This window comes from Borrelia nietonii YOR (assembly GCF_023035795.1).
GTDB classification, from domain to species: domain Bacteria; phylum Spirochaetota; class Spirochaetia; order Borreliales; family Borreliaceae; genus Borrelia; species Borrelia hermsii.
In genome coordinates this window covers 106,771-128,095 of sequence record NZ_CP073148.1, presented here as the reverse complement: position 1 = coordinate 128,095, position 21,325 = coordinate 106,771, and the positions used below count along the sequence as shown (strand labels likewise).

23 protein-coding genes and 1 pseudogene are annotated in these 21,325 nt (G+C 30.1%); 22 read left to right on the top strand and 2 right to left on the bottom strand.

Annotated features, from left to right (window positions below; genetic code table 11):
* The first annotated feature begins 8 nt into the window (after positions 1-8).
* From recA to rseP, 15 genes and pseudogenes are all read left to right on the top strand, one after another.
* On the top strand, positions 9-1,100 hold the full coding sequence (gene recA, locus bhYOR_RS00645) for a recombinase RecA (protein WP_025433971.1): 1,092 nt from the start codon (positions 9-11) through the stop codon (positions 1,098-1,100).
* A complete protein-coding gene (locus bhYOR_RS00640; RefSeq protein ID WP_025399483.1) occupies positions 1,078-1,872 on the top strand; it encodes a hypothetical protein in 795 nt (264 codons plus the stop codon). The genes recA and bhYOR_RS00640 overlap by 23 nt, the downstream gene beginning before the upstream one ends.
* A 37-nt stretch (positions 1,873-1,909) precedes the next feature.
* Positions 1,910-2,596, top strand: a complete 687-nt coding sequence (locus tag bhYOR_RS00635) for a pseudouridine synthase (RefSeq protein ID WP_407933125.1) — start codon at positions 1,910-1,912, stop codon at positions 2,594-2,596.
* Positions 2,596-3,252, top strand: a complete 657-nt coding sequence (gene cmk, locus bhYOR_RS00630) for a (d)CMP kinase (RefSeq protein WP_025399482.1) — start codon at positions 2,596-2,598, stop codon at positions 3,250-3,252. The genes bhYOR_RS00635 and cmk overlap by 1 nt, the downstream gene beginning before the upstream one ends.
* A 13-nt stretch (positions 3,253-3,265) precedes the next feature.
* Positions 3,266-4,927 (top strand): annotated as a pseudogene (locus tag bhYOR_RS00625) (30S ribosomal protein S1).
* Positions 4,920-5,522 (top strand): tetratricopeptide repeat protein, encoded by a 603-nt coding sequence (locus bhYOR_RS00620; RefSeq protein ID WP_025433968.1) that lies wholly within the window; start codon positions 4,920-4,922, stop codon positions 5,520-5,522. Before bhYOR_RS00625 ends, bhYOR_RS00620 begins: the two are co-directional and overlap by 8 nt.
* 23 nt (positions 5,523-5,545) lie before the next feature.
* A complete protein-coding gene (locus bhYOR_RS00615; RefSeq protein WP_172641840.1) occupies positions 5,546-6,313 on the top strand; it encodes a hypothetical protein in 768 nt (255 codons plus the stop codon).
* 13 nt (positions 6,314-6,326) lie between these two features.
* Complete coding sequence (locus bhYOR_RS08290; RefSeq protein WP_025399478.1) at positions 6,327-6,605, top strand: hypothetical protein; 279 nt, start codon at positions 6,327-6,329, stop codon at positions 6,603-6,605.
* A complete protein-coding gene (locus bhYOR_RS00610) occupies positions 6,595-7,194 on the top strand; it encodes a Maf family protein (RefSeq protein WP_025433966.1) in 600 nt (199 codons plus the stop codon). Before bhYOR_RS08290 ends, bhYOR_RS00610 begins: the two co-directional genes overlap by 11 nt.
* A gap of 35 nt (positions 7,195-7,229) precedes the next feature.
* Complete coding sequence (rpsB, locus tag bhYOR_RS00605; protein ID WP_025399476.1) at positions 7,230-7,994, top strand: 30S ribosomal protein S2; 765 nt, start codon at positions 7,230-7,232, stop codon at positions 7,992-7,994.
* Positions 7,995-8,011: 17 nt separating this feature from the next.
* Positions 8,012-8,848, top strand: coding sequence for a translation elongation factor Ts (tsf, locus tag bhYOR_RS00600; RefSeq protein ID WP_025399475.1), 837 nt, complete (start codon positions 8,012-8,014; stop codon positions 8,846-8,848).
* Positions 8,849-8,882: 34 nt separating this feature from the next.
* Positions 8,883-9,437, top strand: a complete 555-nt coding sequence (gene frr, locus bhYOR_RS00595; protein ID WP_025433965.1) for a ribosome recycling factor — start codon at positions 8,883-8,885, stop codon at positions 9,435-9,437.
* Positions 9,438-9,441: 4 nt separating this feature from the next.
* Positions 9,442-10,134 carry a polyprenyl diphosphate synthase gene (gene uppS / locus bhYOR_RS00590; protein ID WP_025399473.1) on the top strand — a complete coding sequence of 231 codons (693 nt, stop codon included), beginning with the start codon at positions 9,442-9,444 and terminating at the stop codon, positions 10,132-10,134.
* On the top strand, positions 10,082-10,987 hold the full coding sequence (locus bhYOR_RS00585; protein ID WP_241763735.1) for a phosphatidate cytidylyltransferase: 906 nt from the start codon (positions 10,082-10,084) through the stop codon (positions 10,985-10,987). The genes uppS and bhYOR_RS00585 overlap by 53 nt, the downstream gene beginning before the upstream one ends.
* Before the next feature lie 17 nt (positions 10,988-11,004).
* On the top strand, positions 11,005-12,288 hold the full coding sequence (gene rseP, locus bhYOR_RS00580; RefSeq protein ID WP_025433964.1) for an RIP metalloprotease RseP: 1,284 nt from the start codon (positions 11,005-11,007) through the stop codon (positions 12,286-12,288).
* Between the two features lie 47 nt (positions 12,289-12,335).
* Here the strand turns inward: rseP and trhA are convergent, their stop codons facing one another.
* Entirely contained in the window at positions 12,336-13,025 is a 690-nt protein-coding gene (trhA, locus tag bhYOR_RS00575) for a PAQR family membrane homeostasis protein TrhA (protein WP_025399470.1), read from the bottom strand.
* A gap of 240 nt (positions 13,026-13,265) precedes the next feature.
* On the opposite strand from trhA, the gene bhYOR_RS00570 reads away from it, so the two are divergent.
* The 6 genes from bhYOR_RS00570 to dnaB all read left to right on the top strand — a co-directional run bounded on the left by bhYOR_RS00570 (position 13,266) and on the right by dnaB (position 18,517).
* Positions 13,266-14,960: a PTS transporter subunit EIIC gene (locus bhYOR_RS00570; protein ID WP_025433963.1), complete on the top strand. Its 1,695-nt coding sequence runs from the start codon at positions 13,266-13,268 to the stop codon at positions 14,958-14,960.
* A gap of 499 nt (positions 14,961-15,459) precedes the next feature.
* Positions 15,460-15,855 (top strand): 30S ribosomal protein S6, encoded by a 396-nt coding sequence (rpsF, locus tag bhYOR_RS00565; protein WP_025399468.1) that lies wholly within the window; start codon positions 15,460-15,462, stop codon positions 15,853-15,855.
* An 11-nt stretch (positions 15,856-15,866) separates the two neighbouring features.
* Positions 15,867-16,304, top strand: a complete 438-nt coding sequence (locus bhYOR_RS00560; RefSeq protein ID WP_025399467.1) for a single-stranded DNA-binding protein — start codon at positions 15,867-15,869, stop codon at positions 16,302-16,304.
* A 12-nt stretch (positions 16,305-16,316) separates the two neighbouring features.
* A complete protein-coding gene (rpsR, locus tag bhYOR_RS00555; protein ID WP_025399466.1) occupies positions 16,317-16,607 on the top strand; it encodes a 30S ribosomal protein S18 in 291 nt (96 codons plus the stop codon).
* A gap of 13 nt (positions 16,608-16,620) precedes the next feature.
* Positions 16,621-17,115: a 50S ribosomal protein L9 gene (gene rplI / locus bhYOR_RS00550; RefSeq protein ID WP_025399465.1), complete on the top strand. Its 495-nt coding sequence runs from the start codon at positions 16,621-16,623 to the stop codon at positions 17,113-17,115.
* Between the two features lie 16 nt (positions 17,116-17,131).
* Complete coding sequence (dnaB, locus tag bhYOR_RS00545) at positions 17,132-18,517, top strand: replicative DNA helicase (RefSeq protein WP_025399464.1); 1,386 nt, start codon at positions 17,132-17,134, stop codon at positions 18,515-18,517.
* A gap of 159 nt (positions 18,518-18,676) precedes the next feature.
* Here the strand turns inward: dnaB and bhYOR_RS00540 are convergent, their stop codons facing one another.
* Positions 18,677-20,032 carry a hypothetical protein gene (locus bhYOR_RS00540; protein WP_025399463.1) on the bottom strand — a complete coding sequence of 452 codons (1,356 nt, stop codon included), beginning with the start codon at positions 20,030-20,032 and terminating at the stop codon, positions 18,677-18,679.
* Between the two features lie 89 nt (positions 20,033-20,121).
* Between bhYOR_RS00540 and bhYOR_RS00535 the strand changes: the two genes are divergently transcribed.
* Positions 20,122-21,315, top strand: a complete 1,194-nt coding sequence (locus tag bhYOR_RS00535; protein WP_025399462.1) for a thiolase family protein — start codon at positions 20,122-20,124, stop codon at positions 21,313-21,315.
* Positions 21,316-21,325: the final 10 nt, after the last annotated feature.

Here is a 21,325-nt window from a genome sequence, read left to right as displayed (position 1 = left end):
GAGGTAAGATGTCAAAATTAAAAGATAATCCAGATAATTCTTTAAATGACAGATTAAGTAGAGAAAAGGCCATTGAGCTTGCTAGAGTTCAAATAGAAAGGGATTTTGGTAGAGGTAGTCTTATTAAGATGGGGGAATCTCCTGTAGGTAAGGGTATAGAGAGCATATCTAGCGGTTCTATTTTGCTTGATGAGGCAATTGGTGTTGGGGGATATCCAAGGGGAAGAATAATAGAAATTTTTGGTCCTGAATCTTCTGGTAAGACTACTTTGACTCTTCAAGCAATTGCTGAGGTTCAAAAAAATAGTGGAATAGCAGCTTTTATTGATGCTGAACATGCTCTTGATCCTGCTTATGCAAAAGCTTTGGGTGTTAATATTGATGAACTTTGGATTAGTCAGCCTGATACAGGAGAACAAGCTCTTGAGATTGCTGAATATTTAATTAGAAGTGGTGGGGTTGATTTAATTGTTGTTGATTCTGTTGCAGCTTTGACACCGCAGGCAGAGATTGATGGAGAGATGGGCGATTTGCAGATTGGACTTCAAGCAAGATTAATGAGTAAGGCTTTAAGAAAGATTACAGGCATACTCTCAAAATCTAATACTTGTATTATGTTTATTAATCAACTAAGAATGAAAATTGGTGTAATGTTTGGTAATCCAGAGACTACTACTGGAGGAAATGCTTTAAAATTTTATTCTTCTCTTCGTCTTGAAGTTAGGAAGATTGATCAGGTAACGGGGAGTTCTGCGGATGATATTGTTGGTAATAAAGTAAGAATTAAGGTTGTAAAAAATAAAGTAGCACCTCCTTTTCGTAAAGTAGAACTTGTGATTTATTTTGGAAAAGGCATTTCGCGTGAAGCTAGTATACTGGAGGCTTCGATTAAGTATAATTTAATACAAAAAACAGGTTCTTGGTATTCTATGGGGGATGATAAGTTGGGACAAGGTAGAGAGCATGCTATTAGTTATTTAGTTAACGAAAAAGCACTGACTGATGAACTTGAGAGTAAACTTAGAAAAATAATTTTTGAGGATCCCAATCAAGATTTTCTTGAAGTTGATATACTTGATGCTAAGAAAGATAAAGAATAAAATGGTAGGTTTAGATGATTATTTGATTGTTTGTAATGATTTTCAAGGTAGAATAGAAATTTTCTTTGATTATATAAGAAATAAAAGAGAGATTCTAAAGACTTTTAATTTAAATAAAATAATAGAAGATTTTTTGATATTTTCTGAGAGTATTGAAATAGATGTTAAAGATTTAATTAAGTTTTATTCTTTTTCAACCAGTTTGCTTTATTTAAAGACACAAATTCTTTATCCAGTAGAATTAAAGGATAAAAAATTAGTTGAAAGGGAGATAGTGCAGAAATTAATAAATTACAGTGAAAAATATGCAGAGGTCAGGGCCACAGCTTCTAATTTAAAAGACGGGGTATGCTTAAATGTACCTAAATCTTCTTTTTTTAAAGAAAATGGTACCTTTTTAGAAAGTGCGGATAATATTCAGGATTGTAATGCCGAGATTAATAAGGTTAAGAGTAAAGTCAGGGTAGCAAGGGTAGAGAGAAAGCATAATGATATTCCGCGTAATACTAAATTAAGGTCTAATATTATTTTAGGCACATATGATTCTAAAATTTCGGATAAAAAAACAAAAATTATTGCACTTTTAACTAAGGAGGATAATTTAGTTTTTGAATTTTTATTGGATTTTGATGATAAATTTTACTTTTTTGATAAATTTTGTTATTTTTTAATCGTTCTTGAATATAAAATGGCAAATATTATAGATTTAGTTTATACAAATGATAAGTTGGTTTTAATGAAAGGGAAAAATATTGACGAGTCTAGACAGTAGAGGGCTTAGGGTTCATGTTTTTTTGGCAAAGAAAGGTATGGGATCTAGGAGATTTTGTGAAGAGCTTATAAGAAAAAATTTTGTCAAGATAAATGGTACTCTTGCAAAGCTTGGAGATAAAGTGTTCTTAGGTGATAGAGTGGAGTATAAAAAACAAGTATTTGTCTTTAGGGATTTGAAAATCGCAAGTAAGATTTATATAGCCCTTCATAAACCTAAGAATTATTTGTGTTCCAATTTTGATCCAGAGGGGAGAAAATTGGCAATATCTTTAGTCCAGCCTTTATTTAAAGAACGTTTGTTCTCAATTGGTAGACTTGATTTTAAAAGTTCTGGACTTTTGCTTTTTACTAATGATGGTCAGTTTGCAAATAGTATTGTTCATCCAAGGAGTGAGGTTGAAAAGGAGTATATTGTTGAGTCAAAAAAGGCTGTTAATGAGGATTTGCTTATTAATTTTAAACATGGAATAAAAATAGAAAGGGAAATATTTAAGTTGAAATCTTATGAAATGCTTGGCAATACTTCTGTTAAGTTAGTTTTAACGGAAGGTAAAAATAGGGAGATTCGAAAAGTCTTTTTAAGTAAGAATATCTTTTTAAAGAAAGTTCACAGAATTAGAATAGGTAATATTAAATTGGATAATTTAAAAGAAGGACAAATTAAAGTTTTGTCTTTAGATAAGATTAATAGATTAAAGACGCAGCTTTTGGGGGGATATTAATGATAATAGCAATTGATGGTCCTTCAGCTTCAGGAAAAAGCTCGGTTGCGAAAGCGTTAGGGAACAGATTAGGTTTTAAGTTTATTAGTTCCGGTTATTTTTATAGAATAATAACTTTGCTTGCTCAAAAGTTTACTCTAAACGAGTATGATTTGCTTAGTGAGAGTAAAATTTTAGAACTTGTATTACAAAATGATATAAAATTTAATGGTGTTGATTTTTTGCTTAATGGTGTAAATGTTACGAGTCATATTTTAAATGAAAGAATAGATCTTCAAGTTTCTCTTTATTCTTCTTATGTGGGTGTTAGGAATATTGTGAATAAAAAATTAAGAGAAGTAGTTAAATTAAAGGATGATAATTATATAATAGAGGGTAGGGATATTACTACTGTAGTATTTCCAGAAGCTAAGGTTAAGATATATCTTGATGCTTCTGTTAAAGTTCGAGCTTTAAGACGATATAATCAAAGGAATGGTGATATTACTTTAAATGAATTAGAGCAAGCACTAGAGAGGCGAGATGAAATTGATCAAAATAAAGAGTATGGTAAATTGAAATTGGCTAAAGAAGTTTTTTATATTGATACAAGCTATAAATGCCTAGATGATGTATGTGATATTATCATAAAAACGTTTAATTTGAAAAAAAAGTGATAGAGAGGTGAGGATGGAAAATCAAGAAGATTTACAAGAAAATTATCTGAAGGTTCTTGAGAAAGTAGAACTTGGTAGTAGTGTTTCTGGTGTTGTTATAAATATCATGAAAGATTATGTGCTTGTAGATATTGGTTATAAGTCTGAAGGTTTTATTAAAATCGATGAATTTGAAACCATTCCAAATGTTGGAGATAAACTTGATGCAATAGTTACGAGAGTAGGGGGAGAATTGGGATTAGTTCTTAGTGTTGCAAAGCTTGATTCTCTTAATTTGCAAGATAAGATTGATGAGTATATTGCAAATAGAAAGGTGCTTAAAGGCAAGATTTTAGTTGAACTTTCAAGTGGCTATAAAGTCCAAATTAATGAAAATGTTACCGGATTTATGCCATCTTATTTGAGCTCTAAAATTAAAGATGAAAAATTAAAAAGAGGCTTGGTAGTTGAGTTTTATGTTATTCAGGCAGATAAAACCGATGGTCTTAGGCTTATTCTTGATAGACGGACTTTGGAGAGAGAGCGAGAGCTTTTGAAAAGAAAAGAGCTTGTTAATTCTTATAGTGAGGGAGATATAGTTGATGGTGTTGTTGAAAGAATTACAGATTATGGTGCTATTATAAAGGTTAAGAATCTTGTTTTAGGAGTATTGCATAAAAGGAATATTGCATTTAATCGTGTCGAAAATATTGAAGATTTTATTCGTGTTGGTGATAAATTAAGATTGCAAATCATTAAATTAAGTGTAAATACAGGAAAGATGGAATTATCCCTTAAAGCTTTAAAGGCAAATCCTTGGGATTCTGTTGAATCTAGGTATAAGGTTGAAAGTATTGTAAAGGGCAAGGTTGTGAAAATATTACCCTTTGGTGCTGTGGTTGAACTTGATAGTGAGATATCAGGATTTCTTCATATAAGTAATTTTTCTTGGGTAAGGGTGATCAAAAGTCCCCAAGAATTAGTTAAGGTTGGGCAAATTGTAGAGGTTAAGATTTTAGAGATAGATAAGGAAAATCAAAAAATATCTTTAGGTATTAAGCAGGTTAATGAGAATCCATGGAATAGTTTAGCTCAAAGGTGTGATGTTGGTAAGGTTGTTCAGGGTGTTATTAAGAATATCACAAAGACAGGTGCTTTTGTGAGCATTGAAGAAGGCATAGATGCATATATTAGTAAATTTGATATTTCTTGGGTTGATGAGATTAATCCTGAGGAATACTTTAAATTGGGAAGTTCAATTAGTGGGAAAGTAATTGAATTTGATGCAAAGAGGCAAAACATTAGATTGGGAATTAAACAATTAGAAGAAAATCCTTGGGATGATTTCTCTAAAAGCTATAAGAAAGGTGATACTCTTGAAGTTGAAGTTGTGGAGAAGAAATAGAAGGGAGTTCAGGTAAGAGTTTATGGTAAAATAATGGGATTTATTAGTAAAATCCAACTTGGAGATACAAAAGAATCCAGCTTAGATACTTTTGAAAATTTAAATGTTGGGGACAAACTTAAAGTTATGATTACTAATATTGATTTTAAAAATAAGTTGGTTTTGCTTTCTTATAGGGCGTATAAGGAACAAAAATCAAGCGAAGAAATTTCTTCTTATTTGTTTAAGGAGGATGATGAAGAGTCTTATAAGCCCTTTGCAAATCTGTTAAAGAGGAATGCTGATGCTTAAGAATAGATTTTTTATAGGTATTCTTGCAGTTATTGTTTTTGTAGGAATTATCATTTGTTTTTATGATTCTATGGATATAGATCATGTTAAAGCAGGAGGGGAAGTAGTAGAAAATCTTGAGAGAGATTTGAATCTTTATTTAAGAGCAAAGAATGCTGAAGAAAAACTTAAATTGGAGCCTAAAATAGAGGAAGCTATAAATAAGAGAGATGATGTTGCACCTGAATTTCTCCCACGGTTTTATCTTGCAAGATCTACTTATTCTCAAATTAAGGGTTTATATAAAGAAGCCCTTGAGGATTTAGATATTGTTATTGGTTCAAAATGGATTGAAAGGGAACTTGCCTATATGAATAAAGCTGTGGTTTATGAAAAAATGGGCCAAGTTGAGGATGCTTTATTGATATATGATAATGTGATTGAGCAGACTAAATTAGATTTTATTAAAATTAGAGCATTGCTTGGTAAAGCAGTATTAATTGAAGCTAGAGATAAAAAATTGGCTATTGAAATATACTCTAAGATTGCTGATTTTTCTTATGAAAATAACTTATATGTTAATGTTGCTAAAAATAAGCTTTTGCAGCTTAGGTAATTTGGTTTATTTTTTGTTTTGGTATGAAAAAGTTTTATAATACTATATTTATAGTTATTTCTTTATTGATATTTGGTTGTGGTATTGAAGATACCGTCATAATCGATTCTCCTTTGGTAGTTGATAGTAGAGCTTCCAGAGATACTCTTGCTTTTAAATTGCCTTCAGGCTATTTTAATAAGCACAATAATTCTAAAATTAGGGGTTTTGATATATATTATAAATTCTATCCAGAGGGTTCAAATTATCATTTTGGGAGTTTTACAAAGAGTGTTCAAAGAGATTTTGATGCTTTAAAGAGTGTTTTTAATAATGTTAATGAGTTTAATAGGAGAGGATTTTATAAAATAAATTTGGACGGTGATCGCTCATCAGGGAGACCGACTTTGAAATTGGACAAAAGTTGGATTCAAGGCAAATTTCCTTTATATATTGAATTTAATTTTGAAAATTTAAGAAAGAGTACTCCTGGCTCAGCTTTTATTAGTATAAGGAGAGGTCAAAATTCTTCAGCGCCTCTTATTAGAAGTATTAACACTATATATAGATCCTATGTTGTTAATGGTTTGTATAGTGAATTTTCTGAAGCTCTTAAAAGAGCTAAAGTCGCAGATAGTGCTAAGAGACCATTTGATCTCAAGCATATTAGTGACAATTTTTTTATAAAAGATGTTTCTCCTAAGTATAATTTGGTGATTTTTGTTATGGCAGCAGGTAATGCTATTGAAGATGAGTTGTATAGTGTCATTGTGAATATAGGGAGTTTACATAGTTTTGAGTTATCGAATTAATTGAAGGTGAGGTATGGTAACATTTTTTTTTCATTTAATTTTAACTAATATTATTACCTCTTTTGTGATAAGTTTTATTATTGTCTTTTTTGGTATATTAAGATTTGGATTTTTGCTAGTTTATTTTATAAGTTTTTTAGGAAGTGTTTTATTTTTATTTTTTATACCTCTTTTTTATTCCGATTATTATAATAGACAAGTAGATGTTTTATTTTATTTGTTTCCAGTTATTGGTTCAATAGTTTTAATATCTTTATTAAGATTTTCTGAGAGGAGTAAGAATGATTTATAAGGAGAATTTTGAGATTGCACTTGTATCAAGTTCTCTTGCTAGGGCCGAGTTTTTAGAGGCTTTAAAAATTAATTTTTTATCTCTTAGTGTTGATATTGATGAGGACTTAATTATGAGAACAGGTGAGACTGGTGTTACGGAGAGGATAGCTGTTCTTAAACTTACTAGTGCTATAGAGAAATATGGTAAGGATAAATGTTTAATTACTGTTGATACTCTGTTAAAGAATGATTCGGTTTATGTTGGCAAGGTAAGAGATGAAAAGGAAGCTTTTAGTAAGATAATGGGATATAGTAATAGGCTTATTGAAGTTGAGACTAGTTTTTGTATATTTATTCCAACAAAAGAGAAAATAGTTAAAGCTTGTGAAATGTCATTCATTAAATTTAGAGAATTAACCCCAGATATTGTTTATCATTATATTGAACTTGGACATTGGAAAAATAAAGCTGGAGGTATAAGTCTTAAAAATGGTGTTGCAGATATCTTGATTGAATATATTAATGGTAGTTATTCAAATATAATAGGCTTACCAATTGGTTTATTTTATGATATTCTTATTAGAGAAAACGTAATTTCCGCTATGTAATTAGTGAGTAAAAGCGAGGGATTTAGGAGGTTATTTTGGCAGTTATTACTATGAAAAGCCTTTTAGAGGCTGGTGTTCATTTTGGACATCAGGTAAAGAGGCTTGATCCAAGAATGAAAAGATTTATCTTTTCAGAGAGAAATGAAATACATATTTTGGATTTGCAGAAAACTTTGCAAGGTATTAAAGATTCTTATGAGCTTGTTCAAAGTGTTATAAAGAGTGGTAAGAAAGTCTTATTTGTTGGTACTAAAAAGCAGGCAAGCGAAATAATTGAACAGGAAGCTAGAAGAAGTGATATGCCTTATGTCAACAATAGATGGCTTGGTGGAATGCTTTCAAACTTTAATACTATTAAGAAATCAGTTCAAAAATTAAAGAAATTAGAAAAAATGGAAGTTGATGGAACTTTTGAAATGATTAGCAAAAAGGAAGTTTCTCAACTCAATCGTGAGAAGTTGAAATTATCTAAAAATTTGACGGGAATTAAGGATATGGAAGAACTTCCAGGTGCTGTTTTCATTATTGATCCTAAAAGAGAGCAAATAGTGATTAATGAGGCCAGAAAGCTTGGTATTCCTATCATTTCAGTCGTTGATACGAATTGTAATCCGGATGTAATTGACTGTCCAATTCCTGGTAATGATGATGCAATTCGTTCTGTTGCTTTATTTACTAAGATAATATCTGATGCTATCTTGGAGAGTGATAAAGAAGTTGGGATTCAAATAGTTGAAAATTTGAATGAAGAAGACTTAATGAGCGAAATTGAAGTTAAGAACGAGAAAAAAGAATTATAGGATATAAGGAGAGTAATGTGAGTATTAGTCCTCAAGAGGTAAAAAAGCTCAGAGACGCGACTGGAGCTGGATTTGGTGATTGTAAGAAGGCATTAGATGCTGTTGGTGGTGATTTTGAATTGGCTAAGAAAAAACTTAGAGAAATGGGTATTGCATCTGCTGATAAAAGGAGTGGTAGAGATGCTAAGGAGGGGCGAGTATTTTCTTATATAAATAAAGAGAGGGTGGGCCTTTTGCTTATTTCATGTGAGACAGATTTTGTTGCTATGAATGGTGATTTTGTAACTTTTGGGAATTCTTTAATAAAACAGTTAGTTGAGAGTGGCAAAGATTCTTTAGATGAGCAGCAAGAACTTGAAATTAAAAATTTAGCAGCTACAATTAAAGAAAATATTCATGTAAGTAAGATTTGTATTTCAAATATTGCATCTAATGAACTTGTAAAAAATTATCTTCATGGAGAGCAATCTAAGATAGGTGTGTTTATTAAATTAAAGGTAGATGATGTTTTAAAAATTGGAGATGAGAGTTTAAATAGTCTTGCAATGGATTTGGCTTTGCATGTGGCGGCTTTTGCTCCGCTTTATTTAAGTGTTGGTGATGTTTGTCCTAATTATATTAAAGAGCAGGAAGAAGTGTTTATGAAGCAGATGGAAGCTAGTGGAAAGCCTGAGAATGTAATTAAAGGGATAGTATCTGGAAAACTTAAAAAATATTTGGGAGAGATTACTCTCTTAGAACAAGGATTTGTAAAGGATGATAAACTTACTGTTAAAGAAAAGGTTGAAGAGATTTCCAAATCAATTTTAACCAAGATAGAAATAATAGATTTTAAATATTTTAGTGTTGGATAATAACTTATTCCTTTTAATTTTTAAGGAGGCTTGAATGGAGGAATATAAGGCTTTATTGGACGAAAAGATGGGTAGAGTTCTTTTATCTCTTGATAGTGAATATAAATCTTTAAGAACGGGTAGGATAAGTAGTGCTCTTTTTGATAAGGTATTAGTTGATTATTATGGAGAAAAAACCCCCTTAACTAGGGTTGCCAATATTAGTATTCCCGAGGCAAGACTTATTGTAATTCAACCTTGGGATAAAAGTTTGTTATCTAAAATAGAGCAAGCTATACTAAGTTCAGATTTGTCTATGAATCCTTCAAGTGATGGGTCAGTCCTTAGGATTAAAGTTCCTGTATTAACTGTGGAGAGACGTAAGGAAATAGTAAAACAGGCAAAAAAGATTGCCGAGGAATATAAGGTTGCGGCTAGAAATGTAAGGCAGGAATTAAATAATAAGGCCAAGAAGCAAGAGAAAGATTCTCAGATTACTGAAGATGATTTGCGGCGGATTTTAGATGATATTCAAAGAGATACCAATTCTTATATCAAGAAAATAGATGAGATTTTTGATTTAAAAACAAAAGAGATAATGGAATTTTAAGTTTATGAGTAGTAATTCTCTTCCAATGCATGTTGGGATCATCATGGATGGAAATAGAAGATGGGCTTTAAAAAGAGGTCTGTCATTTTTTGAAGGACACAAAGAAGGTCTAAAGAGAGCCAAGGAGATAGTTAAACATTCTCTTAAATTAGGCATAAAATATTTATCTCTTTATGTTTTCTCTACAGAAAATTGGAATAGGACAAAATCGGAAATAGAATACTTAATGTTTTTGATTGCCGATTATTTAAGTGCTGAGTTTGAGTTTTATAGTACAAACAATATAAAAATACTAGTATCAGGAGATATTGAAGCTTTAAGTGAGAAAGTAAGGAAGTCAATCATTGATGCTATTGAGTTTACGAGAAATTTTGATGGGCTTATGTTGAATTTAGCCATTAATTATGGCGGTCGAAATGAAATAGTTAGAGCTACTAAGAAAATTTTGGGAAGTGGTTTACAGTTTGAGACTTTAGATGAGATTGTATTTTCCAAGTTTTTGGATAATCCGGAACTTTGTGATCTTGAGCTTTTAATCCGTACTGGGGGAAATATGAGAATAAGTAATTTTCTTTTATGGAGAGTTGCTTATTGTGAATTTGTTTTTTCAAATGCCTTATGGCCAGAATATTCTATTTCTCATTATGATAGAGACTTGGAATGTTTTAAGAATAGGAAGAGAAATTTTGGGAGATAAAAGTTTATTTAATCTTAAGTCTAAAAAATTAACATTTATTGCACGACTTGGGACATTTTTATTTTTTGTTCCTTTAGTTTTATTTTTAATATTTTTAGAGTATGAAAATTATTTATTAATTAATATTTTAATTTTTATGTTTAGTGGAATTGCTGCAAAGGAAGTTAATGATTTGCTTAAGGTTAAGTCTTCTTCTATTTCTAGTATTTTATCTTTCTTTTTAGGAGTATCTCCTCCAATCTTGACATATCTACATTACAATATTTTTGATTTAGGTATAAATATAATATTTTATTTGGGTATAACTTTAGTTTTTAGTAATTGGATTGTTAATTTAGTTTTCATTAAAGAAAATGAAATTGTTAATTTTTTATCACAAGCAACTTCAATAATTTTTATACTTGTATATCCGGGGTTTTTAATTTCATTTGTTGTTGCTATTACTACTTTGCCAAGAGCACCTATTCTTTTGTTAATACTTTTCTCTATGGTTAGTGGTAATGATACTTTTGCTTATCTTGTTGGATATTTCTTGGGGAAAAATAGTTATAGGCCTACAATTATTAGCCCCAATAAAACGATAATGGGATTTTTAAGTGGTATATTATTCTCTGTTATTGTTGCAATGGTTGTAGTATTTTTAGGGTTGATCAATTTAACTTATGGAGAAGCTATGATTTTTGGTGTTTTAATAGGATTCTTTACTATTATTGGTGATTTATTTGAATCTGGACTTAAGCGTAGTGCAGGGGTTAAAGATTCCGGCAATATTATTCCTGGTAGAGGTGGTGCTCTTGATTCAATTGATTCCTATCTTTTAACAGGGCCTATATTTTATTTATATTTGTCGTAATTTTTTGGGAGTAATTAATGTATATTTTTCTTAGTATTTTAGCTTTTACTTTTATAATATTCATTCATGAATTAGGTCATTTGTTATTTGCAAAACTTTTTAAAGTTAAGGTTGAAGTTTTTTCTATAGGGATAGGACCTAGTCTTTTTAAAATTAAAATAAAAGAAACAGAGTATAGATTTTCTCCTATTTTTTTGGGGGGATATTGTAAGCTTAAAGGATCTGAGCACTTAGAAAACGAGTTTAGATTAAATAAACAGCTTGAAGCTGATAAAGATTCTATTTTTGGTATTTCTCATTTCAAAAAAATATTAATATATTTTGCAGGACCTCTTTTTAATTTAATTTTTGCATTCATTATTTTTGTCGCAATAGAAATGATAGGTATAGTTTATCCTGATTATTCTAGTAAAATAGTCGTTATTAATAATAGTGCTTTAAGTAAATTTAAAAATGGGGATGTTATTTTAAGCGTTAATAATAATGATATAAAATATTATTCTGATTTAAATAAATTTGTTTCCTTAAAAGATTCCAGAATGACGTTCACGGTTTTAAGAAATGGTGCTCGTATTAGTTTTGAAGAGCATACAAGTTTGGATAAGCTTATAAAAGAAATTGGTCCTTGGGTAGATCTAATTATTGCTAAAGTTAAAACAAATTCTTCAGCTGAAGTTGCCGGTCTTAAGCCTAATGATAAGATAATTGGTATTAATGATGTGGTTTTAAATAATAATGAGGATTTAAATAATGTAACGGCTAAGCTTGATGTTAATGTAGTAGATATTAGGTATGAGAGGAATGGAGAAATTTTAACTTCAAAGTTGGTGTTTCAAGATACTAATAAAAGTTTAGGAATTCATTTATTGCCCGGTTTGGATCGAGTGGTTAAAGCAGATAATTTGGGAATTGCTTTGAAAAATTCTTTTAATAAAGTCTTAAATATTTTAGGTAATATTCTTAAGTCTATTATTTCGTTATTTACTAATTTTAAGAATAATTCTAAAAATATTGTAGGGCCTGTTGGTATGATGAGTATTGTTATTGGTTCTTTTTCTTTTGGAATCTTATATTGGCTTAATACTATTGCTATTTTTAGTTTACTTATTGCTGGTATGAATTTATTTTTTGTTATAATTCCGATATTTGATGGAGGTCAAATTCTTATTAGTTTAATTGAGCTCTTGCGTGGGAAGCGATTTAATGCAAAATACATTTATTATTTTTATATCGTTGGTATTTTGTTGATGTTAAGTCTTTTTGTATTAGGGTTTTTAAATGATTTACGTAATTTAATCTAATTATTTAGCTTGTTCAAGCAGAAGCTGTTTAATCTTTAATTAATTCTTTAATTAATAGGAAGTACATATTTTAACATAAACCAAAAGTGAGCAAAAGATGCGAGTAAGATTAAAATGTGAAAAAGATCATGCATTCTCATGTTTGCTATTGGATTAAGTTTTTTACTTGTTGAGTATACTATTCCTCCTAGTGTATAAAGAATACCCCCTAGGCCTAGCCATACAAATCCTTTTGTAGGGAGGATTTCATAAATGAGTTTAATTCCAAATATAATACTCCATCCCATAAGTATGAATATGCATCCGTTAATCCACCCGGGACTGTTTATGTATATTGACTTAAAAATAATTCCTAGAATAGCAAATCCCCAAACGGCTATAAGGATTATTTTTCCATAAACATTCGGCATAAGAATTAAACATGGTGGAGTGTATGTTCCTGCTATTAATATGAATATTGAGATATGATCAAATTTTCTAAAAAGTTGTTTTATTTTACTTCCCCTTGTAAACATATGATAAAGAGTACTCATTGTATATAGTAATGTCATTGATGAGCCATAAATAAGAAATAATACTGCATGGAGATACTTTGCTGAATTAATTGATAGAGTAATAAGTATTGTTGTTCCTATTATTGATAAAATAATGCCAATTAGGTGAGATATTGAGCTAAATAATTCATTTTTAGGTATTGAGGCATGATATGATTTATATTTTTTGTTTTTTTTGAACATAAGCTTACTCTTTTCTAATGATTTTTATTTTAGAACATACATTTGTTCTTATTTATTTTAGGTATATTAATGCAAAAAAAGACATAAATCAAGTGAGCAAGAATAGTTTAATATGAAACTAAAAGTTAAATTGACGTTATTGCATAATTTTCTGCTTAAATTTTTTTATGGAAATCTAACTTTTTGTAAAAAAAGCTATATAATAATATTGTCTTAAATTTTTGAATGGAGAGGCCTATAGTGATAAATTTTTTCAAGGTTCTTAGATTTGCAAATTTGCAAAAGTTTTCTAATGCAGTAAGATTGCCAATTTCTGTTTTGACAATTTTTTGTTTAATGCTTGGAATTGGATCTGCACTCTCAAGTCCTTCTAATTTGTTTTACGTTGACAATATTGTTTTTAAGGTTGTTTTAGGACTTATTAAGAATACAAGTAATATTATTATTTTAAATATTCCATTGCTTTTTGTTATAGGGATTACTATTGGAGTTGCTAGAGCTCAAAAGGGACCTGCTGCACTCTCAGGTCTTATTGGATATTTGATTTTTAATATTACTGAAAATTATTTTCTTGATTTGTTTTCAGAACTTGTTGAGCCTGACCTAATGTCTTCAGTTGGTCAAGTAAATATTTTAGGGATTCAAACTTTAAATACAGGTATTGTAGGTGCTTTATCAGTTGGGCTTTTAGTTGGGTATTTGCACAATAAATTTTATTATATTGAATTGCCTGGGCCTTTTAACTTTTTTGCTGGTTTTCGGTTTGTTCCCATAATAGTTTTTCCTTTTTGTATTTTATTGGGGGTAATATTTGTTTTCGTTTGGCCATATTTTAATGAATTAATTGTTTCTTTTGGATTTTTTATTGCTAAATTTAACTATTTTGATAGTTTTCTTTATGGGGTTTTAAATAGAATGCTCATTCCTTTGGGGCTTCATTCCATTCTTACATTTCCTTTTAACTTTACTTCGTTGGGAGGAACTGAGGTTATTAATGGTCAGGTTGTTGGTGGTATTCAAAATATATTTTATGCTCAATTATCAGATCCATATCTTACTAGGTTTTCTTCAAACATTTCCAGATTCAATAGTGGATTTTATCTCTCTATTATGTTTGGGCTTCCTGGGGCGGCATTCGGGGTTTATAGAGGAATCATTCATGATGATAAGCGTAAGGTTTTGTCTTTGCTATTTTCTGGGGCTTTTGCAGCTTTTTTGACAGGAATTACAGAGCCTTTAGAATTTTTGTTTGTTTTTACAGCACCTTTGCTTTATTTTGTACATGCTATTTATACCGGATTTGCATTGTTGATTGCTAATGTATTTGATATTGTAGTTGGGTCTACTTTTTCTGCTGGATTTTTTGATTTCTTTATGTTTGGAATATTACAAGGTCATGACAAGACAAATTGGCTTTATTTATTACCATTAGGATTTGCATTTTTTGCTTTGTATTATTTTACTTTTAAATGGGTTTATAATTATTTTGATTTTCAGATTTTTGGTGTTGGTGAACCATTTTTTGCTGGTAGTGAAGGGGAAGTTGAAGGAATGGGGATTGCACATTTAATAGCTCAAGGTCTTGGAAGTCTTGATAATATTCAGGGGTTTGATGTTGTCTCAACAGACTTAAGATTTGTAGTTTTCAGTCCTGAGCTTATATCGGAGGATATTCTTAAAAAAACAGGTGCTTTAAATATTGTTACAATTGATAATACCATTAAAATTGATTATGGAACAAATGTTTATTATATTAAAAAAGCTATTGAAAATTATTCCCCTGAAAGGCTTTTTAAGGCCAGTGTTGTTGTTGCATCTGATAATGTAAAACAAGGAATTAAAGCATATATTGAAATGAAAGAAGATGATAAACTTGAAAAGCAAGGTTCAACAGGGAAGCTTTACAAACTTAATAATAATGATGATGATAATTAGAATTTATTTGGATAGGATGTATTTCGAAGTTATAAATTTGTGTTAGAAAAATTGTTTTTTGTTCTTTATTATAAAGAAATTTTTGCGAGAGTTAAGTTTTTAGTGGGGGTATAGTTCTTGAAGAGAAATATTTAAATTTCGAAATAAAGATATATTTGATTTTAATTTGATAAAGATTTAAAATTTTAAGATAGTTTATTCTAATTGTGTTAATGGAGCATAAATCTTATTTCTAAAGATATTGAGCAGTTGTTAGTTAAATTTACTGATAATGAGTAAAGGTTTATTAATGTTTATTTAAGATTAATTTTAGGGGAAAGGATAGTAAGATACAATTTTTAATTGTTCTGGGGGTGAGTGATTTTGAAAAGATTTTACTCAATATTGAAAAAAAATAAGTATTTTTATATACTATTTAAATAATCTGTTATAGTATTAAGATGACCTTTGCCATAACTTTGGAAAGTTTATGGTGCGATTAAGACCATAAGGAGTTAAAATGATAAAAAAGTATGAGGCTTGTTTTTTATTTAAGAGCGAAGAACTTGAATATAAGGGTGCTTTAGAAGAGGTAAAGAAACAGTTAACAGCTTTTAATGCTAGTGATTTTGTTGAAAATTCTCTTGGAGAGAGGGCATTGGAATATTCTATTAGGAAGCAGTCGCGTGGTAGATATGAGATAATAGAATTTAAGATGGAGAGTAGTAATTTAAAAGAGCTTGAAGTGCAATTAAAACTTATTAAAAATTTGTTAAGATATATGATCTTAGTTAAGATTAATAAAAAGGTTAATGTTAAAAAAGTTAAGAGAAGAAATTTTAGAGAGTTCAAGGATAATAGAGATACTAGAGAAAAGGAATCATCAGAAGCTACTGCTGATGTAAAAGTAGATTGAGGAGGTTGTAGATGGCCGATATTAATTCCTTAGTATTATCTGGTAGGCTTACGAGGGATTCTGAGCTTACTTATACTGAGGCAGGTATGGCTATTCTTAAATTCGGTTTAGCTAATAACAGACGGGTGAAAAAAAGTGATGGATGGGTGGATTATGCTCAATTTTTTGATTGTGTTATTTTTGCTAAGAGAGCTGAGAGTCTTAGTGTTTTTCTTAAGAAGGGAAAACAAGTTGTAGTTAGTGGTTCTTTAAGATATGAGAGTTGGCAAGATAAAAACACTGGTGATAAGAGAAGCAAGTGCAGCATTTTAGTAGATGAGATTCAGATGTTTGGGACGCCTCTTGCTGCTCAAGGTGTTAATAATGTTGGTTTTGAAAGTTATAAGAAGCCAGATTCGTTTACGGATATTGGTTTTGGTGACAGTTTTAATGAAGATATACCTTTTTAGGAGTTTGAATTTATGTATAAAGATGTAGATTCCCATCAGAGAGATTCAAGAACTGATGGACATCAAGATGGTTTTAAGAAAAATCCTAATTTTAGATTTTTTAAGAAAAAAACATGCAAATTTTGCGATATGGACAGAGTTCCTGATTATAAAGAGTTTGATTTCCTTAAAAAGTTTATTACAGAACAAGGGAAGATATTGCCTAGGAGAATTACCGGCACTTCTGCTAAGCATCAGAGGCGTCTTGCACTAGAGATTAAGAAAGCTAGATATATGGCTTTACTTCCCTTTGTGAAGCAATAATTAAGGAGAGATTATGAGAGTGATTTTAAAGGAAGATTTTATTAATCTTGGCAAAGAAGGTGATACTGTTGAGGTAAAGGATGGTTTTGCAAGAAATTATTTATTGCCAAAAGGTTTTGCTGTTTTTTCAAATAAACATAATATTGATATTTTTAATCAGAAGAGGAGAGCAATACTTAAGAGACAAGAAACAAGAAAAAAGATAGCTCTTGAACTTAAAGCTAAACTTGATAAGGTTAATTTAGAGTTCGTAATGCAGTCTAATGATGGTGGAAAATTGTTTCATAGTATTAATAGCTTGAATATTTCCGATGAGCTTTTAAAGCTTGGGTTTGAAATTGAGAGAAGAAAAATAGATATACATTATGGTACATTAAAAACTTTTGGAATTTATGATGTTACCATTAAGCTTTATGAGGGGATTAATGCTGTCATTAAAGTTGAGATAAAAAGGGAAGAGAAAAAAAAATCTCTAAAAAAGTCTAAGAGTGTTGCAAAGGAAGTTTAAGGAAGAGGTATAGTTTGTGGCCTTTACTTCAGTAAGCACAGCTTCTACACTTCTTTTTAACGAAGGTGCGGAAAAGGCAGTTATTTCGAGTATATTCTATAATCCAGGGAAGGTGGAAGAGGCATTACTATATCTAAAGCCAGATGATTTTTATAATCAGAATCATGAGATGATTTTTAAAGCTATGATTTCTCTTTATGAAAAAAGAGAAAATATTGATCCAATAACCGTATTTGAGGAAGTATCTTCCTTAACACCTAAATCACAGCTTTTAAGTAATTTTAAAGCTTTAACAGGATTGCAGGATTATTTGAGTTTTCTCTCAGGATATCTTCCCACTGATAAGACTATAAATGTTTATGTAAAAATTGTTAAAGAACATCGCATTAGAAGAGATATTTCCAAAATTTCTAGAGAACTCAATGATTTGGCTAATGATTCTACAAAAAAAGTTGAGCAATTTGTGGAAGAAGCACAAAGACAAATTCTTTCAATTGAATTAGATTGTTCTAATAAAAATTTTAATCATGCAAAAGTTGTTGCGGAGAGAGTTCATGCTGAGATATATGAAAGAAGCGTGAAAAAACGAGAAGTTAATTTTGGTATTCCAACTGGTTTTAAAAAAGTTGATAGTCTTATTGGGGGTTTTAGAGAGAGTGATTTTATTATTATTGGTGCTCGTCCTAGTGTTGGTAAGACCGCATTTGCACTTAATATCGCATCAAGTATCGCATTGAGGAATGATAAAAAACGGAAAGTGGGGTTTTTTTCTCTTGAAATGACTTCTGATGCTTTAATTAAAAGAATAATAGCAGCTCAAGCTAATATTGATAGTTTTAAGATTCAAAATAGTATTTTGTCAAGTCATGAGATTAAGGCTATCAATGATGTTGTAAATGATATTAGTAATTCTGAATTTTATATTGAAGATACTGCTAATATTAGTTTATTAACGCTTGCAACTCAGGCTAGGAAGCTTAAGAGGTTTTCGGGTGTAGACATACTATTTGTTGATTATATTAGCCTTATTTCTCTTGAAGCTAAGAATATTCCCAGGCATGAACAGGTAGCCTCAATTAGTAAAGCGCTTAAAGAGCTTGCAAGAGAGCTTAAGATTCCAATTATTGCCCTTTCACAACTTACAAGAGATACTGAGGGACGTGAGCCCAGTCTTGCTAGTTTAAGAGAATCAGGGGCATTAGAGCAGGATGCAGATATTGTTATTTTACTTCATAGAGATAAGGATTTAAGAGGCAGTTCTGATGATGAGAGAGTTGTAAGTGCTGTTGATACTAAGGTTATTGTTGCTAAACATAGAAATGGGCCTACAGGAAGAGCTGATGTATTATTTCTTCCACATGTTGTTAAATTTGTTAATAAAGAGCATGAAAGTGACTATTAGTATTATAGGTTGTTTTTTGGAATGGAATTTTTTACATTGATGATTTTGCGTTAAGTTTTATTAAAAATGTTTTTATCAAGTTATGTCATATTGAATATTATTTTTTATTGTCTTTGATCTTAGACAGGCTCTTATTTGTTGCATATGTACTTGTAGTATTTAGATATTAATTTTCATACCGATTCCAATATAATTAAAAGTGAATTTATGTGTCTCTAAAGTATGATTGTTTGTGTTATAAATAATTGGAGAATAATTGATTTTCGTAAATATTTTTATATTATATGTTGTTTTATTGTATATAAATGTGTTTATGGATATTCCAGGTTCAATTTCAAATCCCGCTTGCAGTGTATCTTTTATTTTTAATGGTCTGTAAATGGATTTTACATCTTTATTGTCTTTGTTATAAGATAAGAATATTCCAGAACATATGTATAATGTAAATTGATTTTTTGTAAATAATTCGTACGTCAATCCAGATGAAAATCTATTTGTACGACTATTTAGTACAGATAAATTAATATCATAATTTGTTGCAATGGCAAAATAATAATTTAATTGGGGCATTATTCTGTAATATATTGAATTTCTAGTTTGGAATGGGATCATAATATCATATCCAAAAGAAAAATTTTGGTTTAGAATATACAAATTATCTTCAAAATTATTCTCATATTCTTCAGTGAAAACTATACCAAATCCCCCTACACTGAAAAATTTTTCCTTGTTTGAGAAATTGTTTAAATTAAGGTTATTTATTGTGAAAAAGTTTTTAGAATGAAGTCTGTATTGAATTCCAATTCCAGTTTCTGCTTTTTGTAGTTGCGAATATGTTTCTATATTATTTATTTCACTTTGGGTTTGATAGAAGAATTTAGTTTCAATTCCTATAGATTCATTTTTAAAGTCCATTGAAATACTTGTTTTGAAAAAATAGTCTGCAAAATAAGATAAATCTATGTAATTTTCAAGATTGAAAAATCTCATGTAAGAATAGTTAATAGCTGCACTTAAAAAACCTCTATAATTGTAATTTTCATAGTTTTTGGGAATTGGTCTCATTTGTCTTAAGGTAAAATGCACTGCTCTTTGTATTAGGGCCCCACCCCAGTTTCCATAGAGTAGGTTTTTAATACCAATACCAATATTAATGTTGCCAAAGTGTTGTGTTTTTGTTTTTATTGAGAATGGCAAATAATACATAAAGCCAATTTCTAAGAGATCAACTCTTTTTCTTGATTGCTCAGGAGAATCTTTGTTCCCTCTAAAAGTTAACATGTGTGCTTCTGCATTTATCATAAAATTATATTTTGATTCATGCATAAATATTAAAGAACCGCTTCTGAGATCATCAAAACAATCACTGAATGCAAATCCAAGAGCATCATTTAGATTGTTAAAATGATATTTGTTAACCCCGTCATTTTGATATCTGATTGAATAGTTATAAGCATAGGAATTGATAGCAAGCATTATAATTATTGTTTTGAGATTAAATTTTACTAAATACATTTATAATTAATATAGCATTTTTATGTGAACATATCATTGTATTTTGTTAATATATAATTAAGATTAGTTTTTTTTGTATGGGGTTTAATATGAGGAAAATAGCAATTATTGATGGACTTAGATTACCTATTACTAAATTTGGAGGAGCATTGAAGGGAATTAACATTGTTGATGTATCCTCAGATGTTGTTAAGGCTTTGCTTGGAAGAAATAATATTGATAGAGTGGATGAGGTTATTATTGGAAATGTAATCTCAGCAGGACTTGGTCAAAATATTGCCAGGCAGATTGTTTTGAAAGCCAGTTTGGGCGAAATTACACCTGCTTTTACTGTAAATAAAGTTTGTGGATCAGGACTTAAGTCTTTAGAGCTTGCGTTTAACTCTATAGCTCTTGGTAATAGTGAAATTGTTTTAGCTGGTGGTGTGGAAGATTTGAGTAATGCGCCTTATCTTTTACCAAGGAGCGTCAGATTTGATGGTTTAAAATTTGGTGACTTTAAAATAGAAGATTCAATATATAAGGATGCCTTAGTTGATACGCCAAGTAGTACTGTGATGGGACTTACAGCAGAAAATTTGGCAGAAATGTATGAAATTACAAGAGAGATGCAGGATCAGTTTGCATATAATTCTCATATGAAAGCAACAGCAGCAAGAGATAGTGGATATTTTAATGGTGAAATATATCCACTATCAGTTTTTGATAAAAAGACAAAACTTAAAAGGGTTATATGTAGTGATGAGGAGATACGTGATAGTTTAAGTTTGGAAAAACTTTCGTCTTTAAAACCTGTTTTTAAAGAAGGAGGGACTATTACTGCCGGCAATTCTTCTAGTTTAGATGATGGGGCTTGTTTCTTAATATTGGCAAGTGAGGATTTTGTTTGCAAGACAGGAGTACAACCTTTAGCTTATGTCGGCGGGTTTAAAAGTGTAGGCTTAAATCCTCTTCATATGGGATTTGGAGCTTTCCTTGCTATTGAGAAGATTATAGAAAAATTTAACTTGATTCCAAGTGAAATTGATTTTATTGAAACAAATGAAGCTTTTGCAGCACAATCTTTAAGTGTTTTGAAAGTTTTACGTCAAAAATATAATGTGCAAGATAGTATTATCAATGTTAATGGAGGAGCTATTGCCTTAGGGCATCCGTTTTCAGTTAGTGGTGCAAGGATTTTGTTAACTCTTGCACGTCTTATGAAAATAAATAATAAATCAAAAGGAATTGCCTCTCTTTGTATTGGAGGTGGTCAGGGAATAGCGGCTTTCTTATATAGATGAATGATATTCC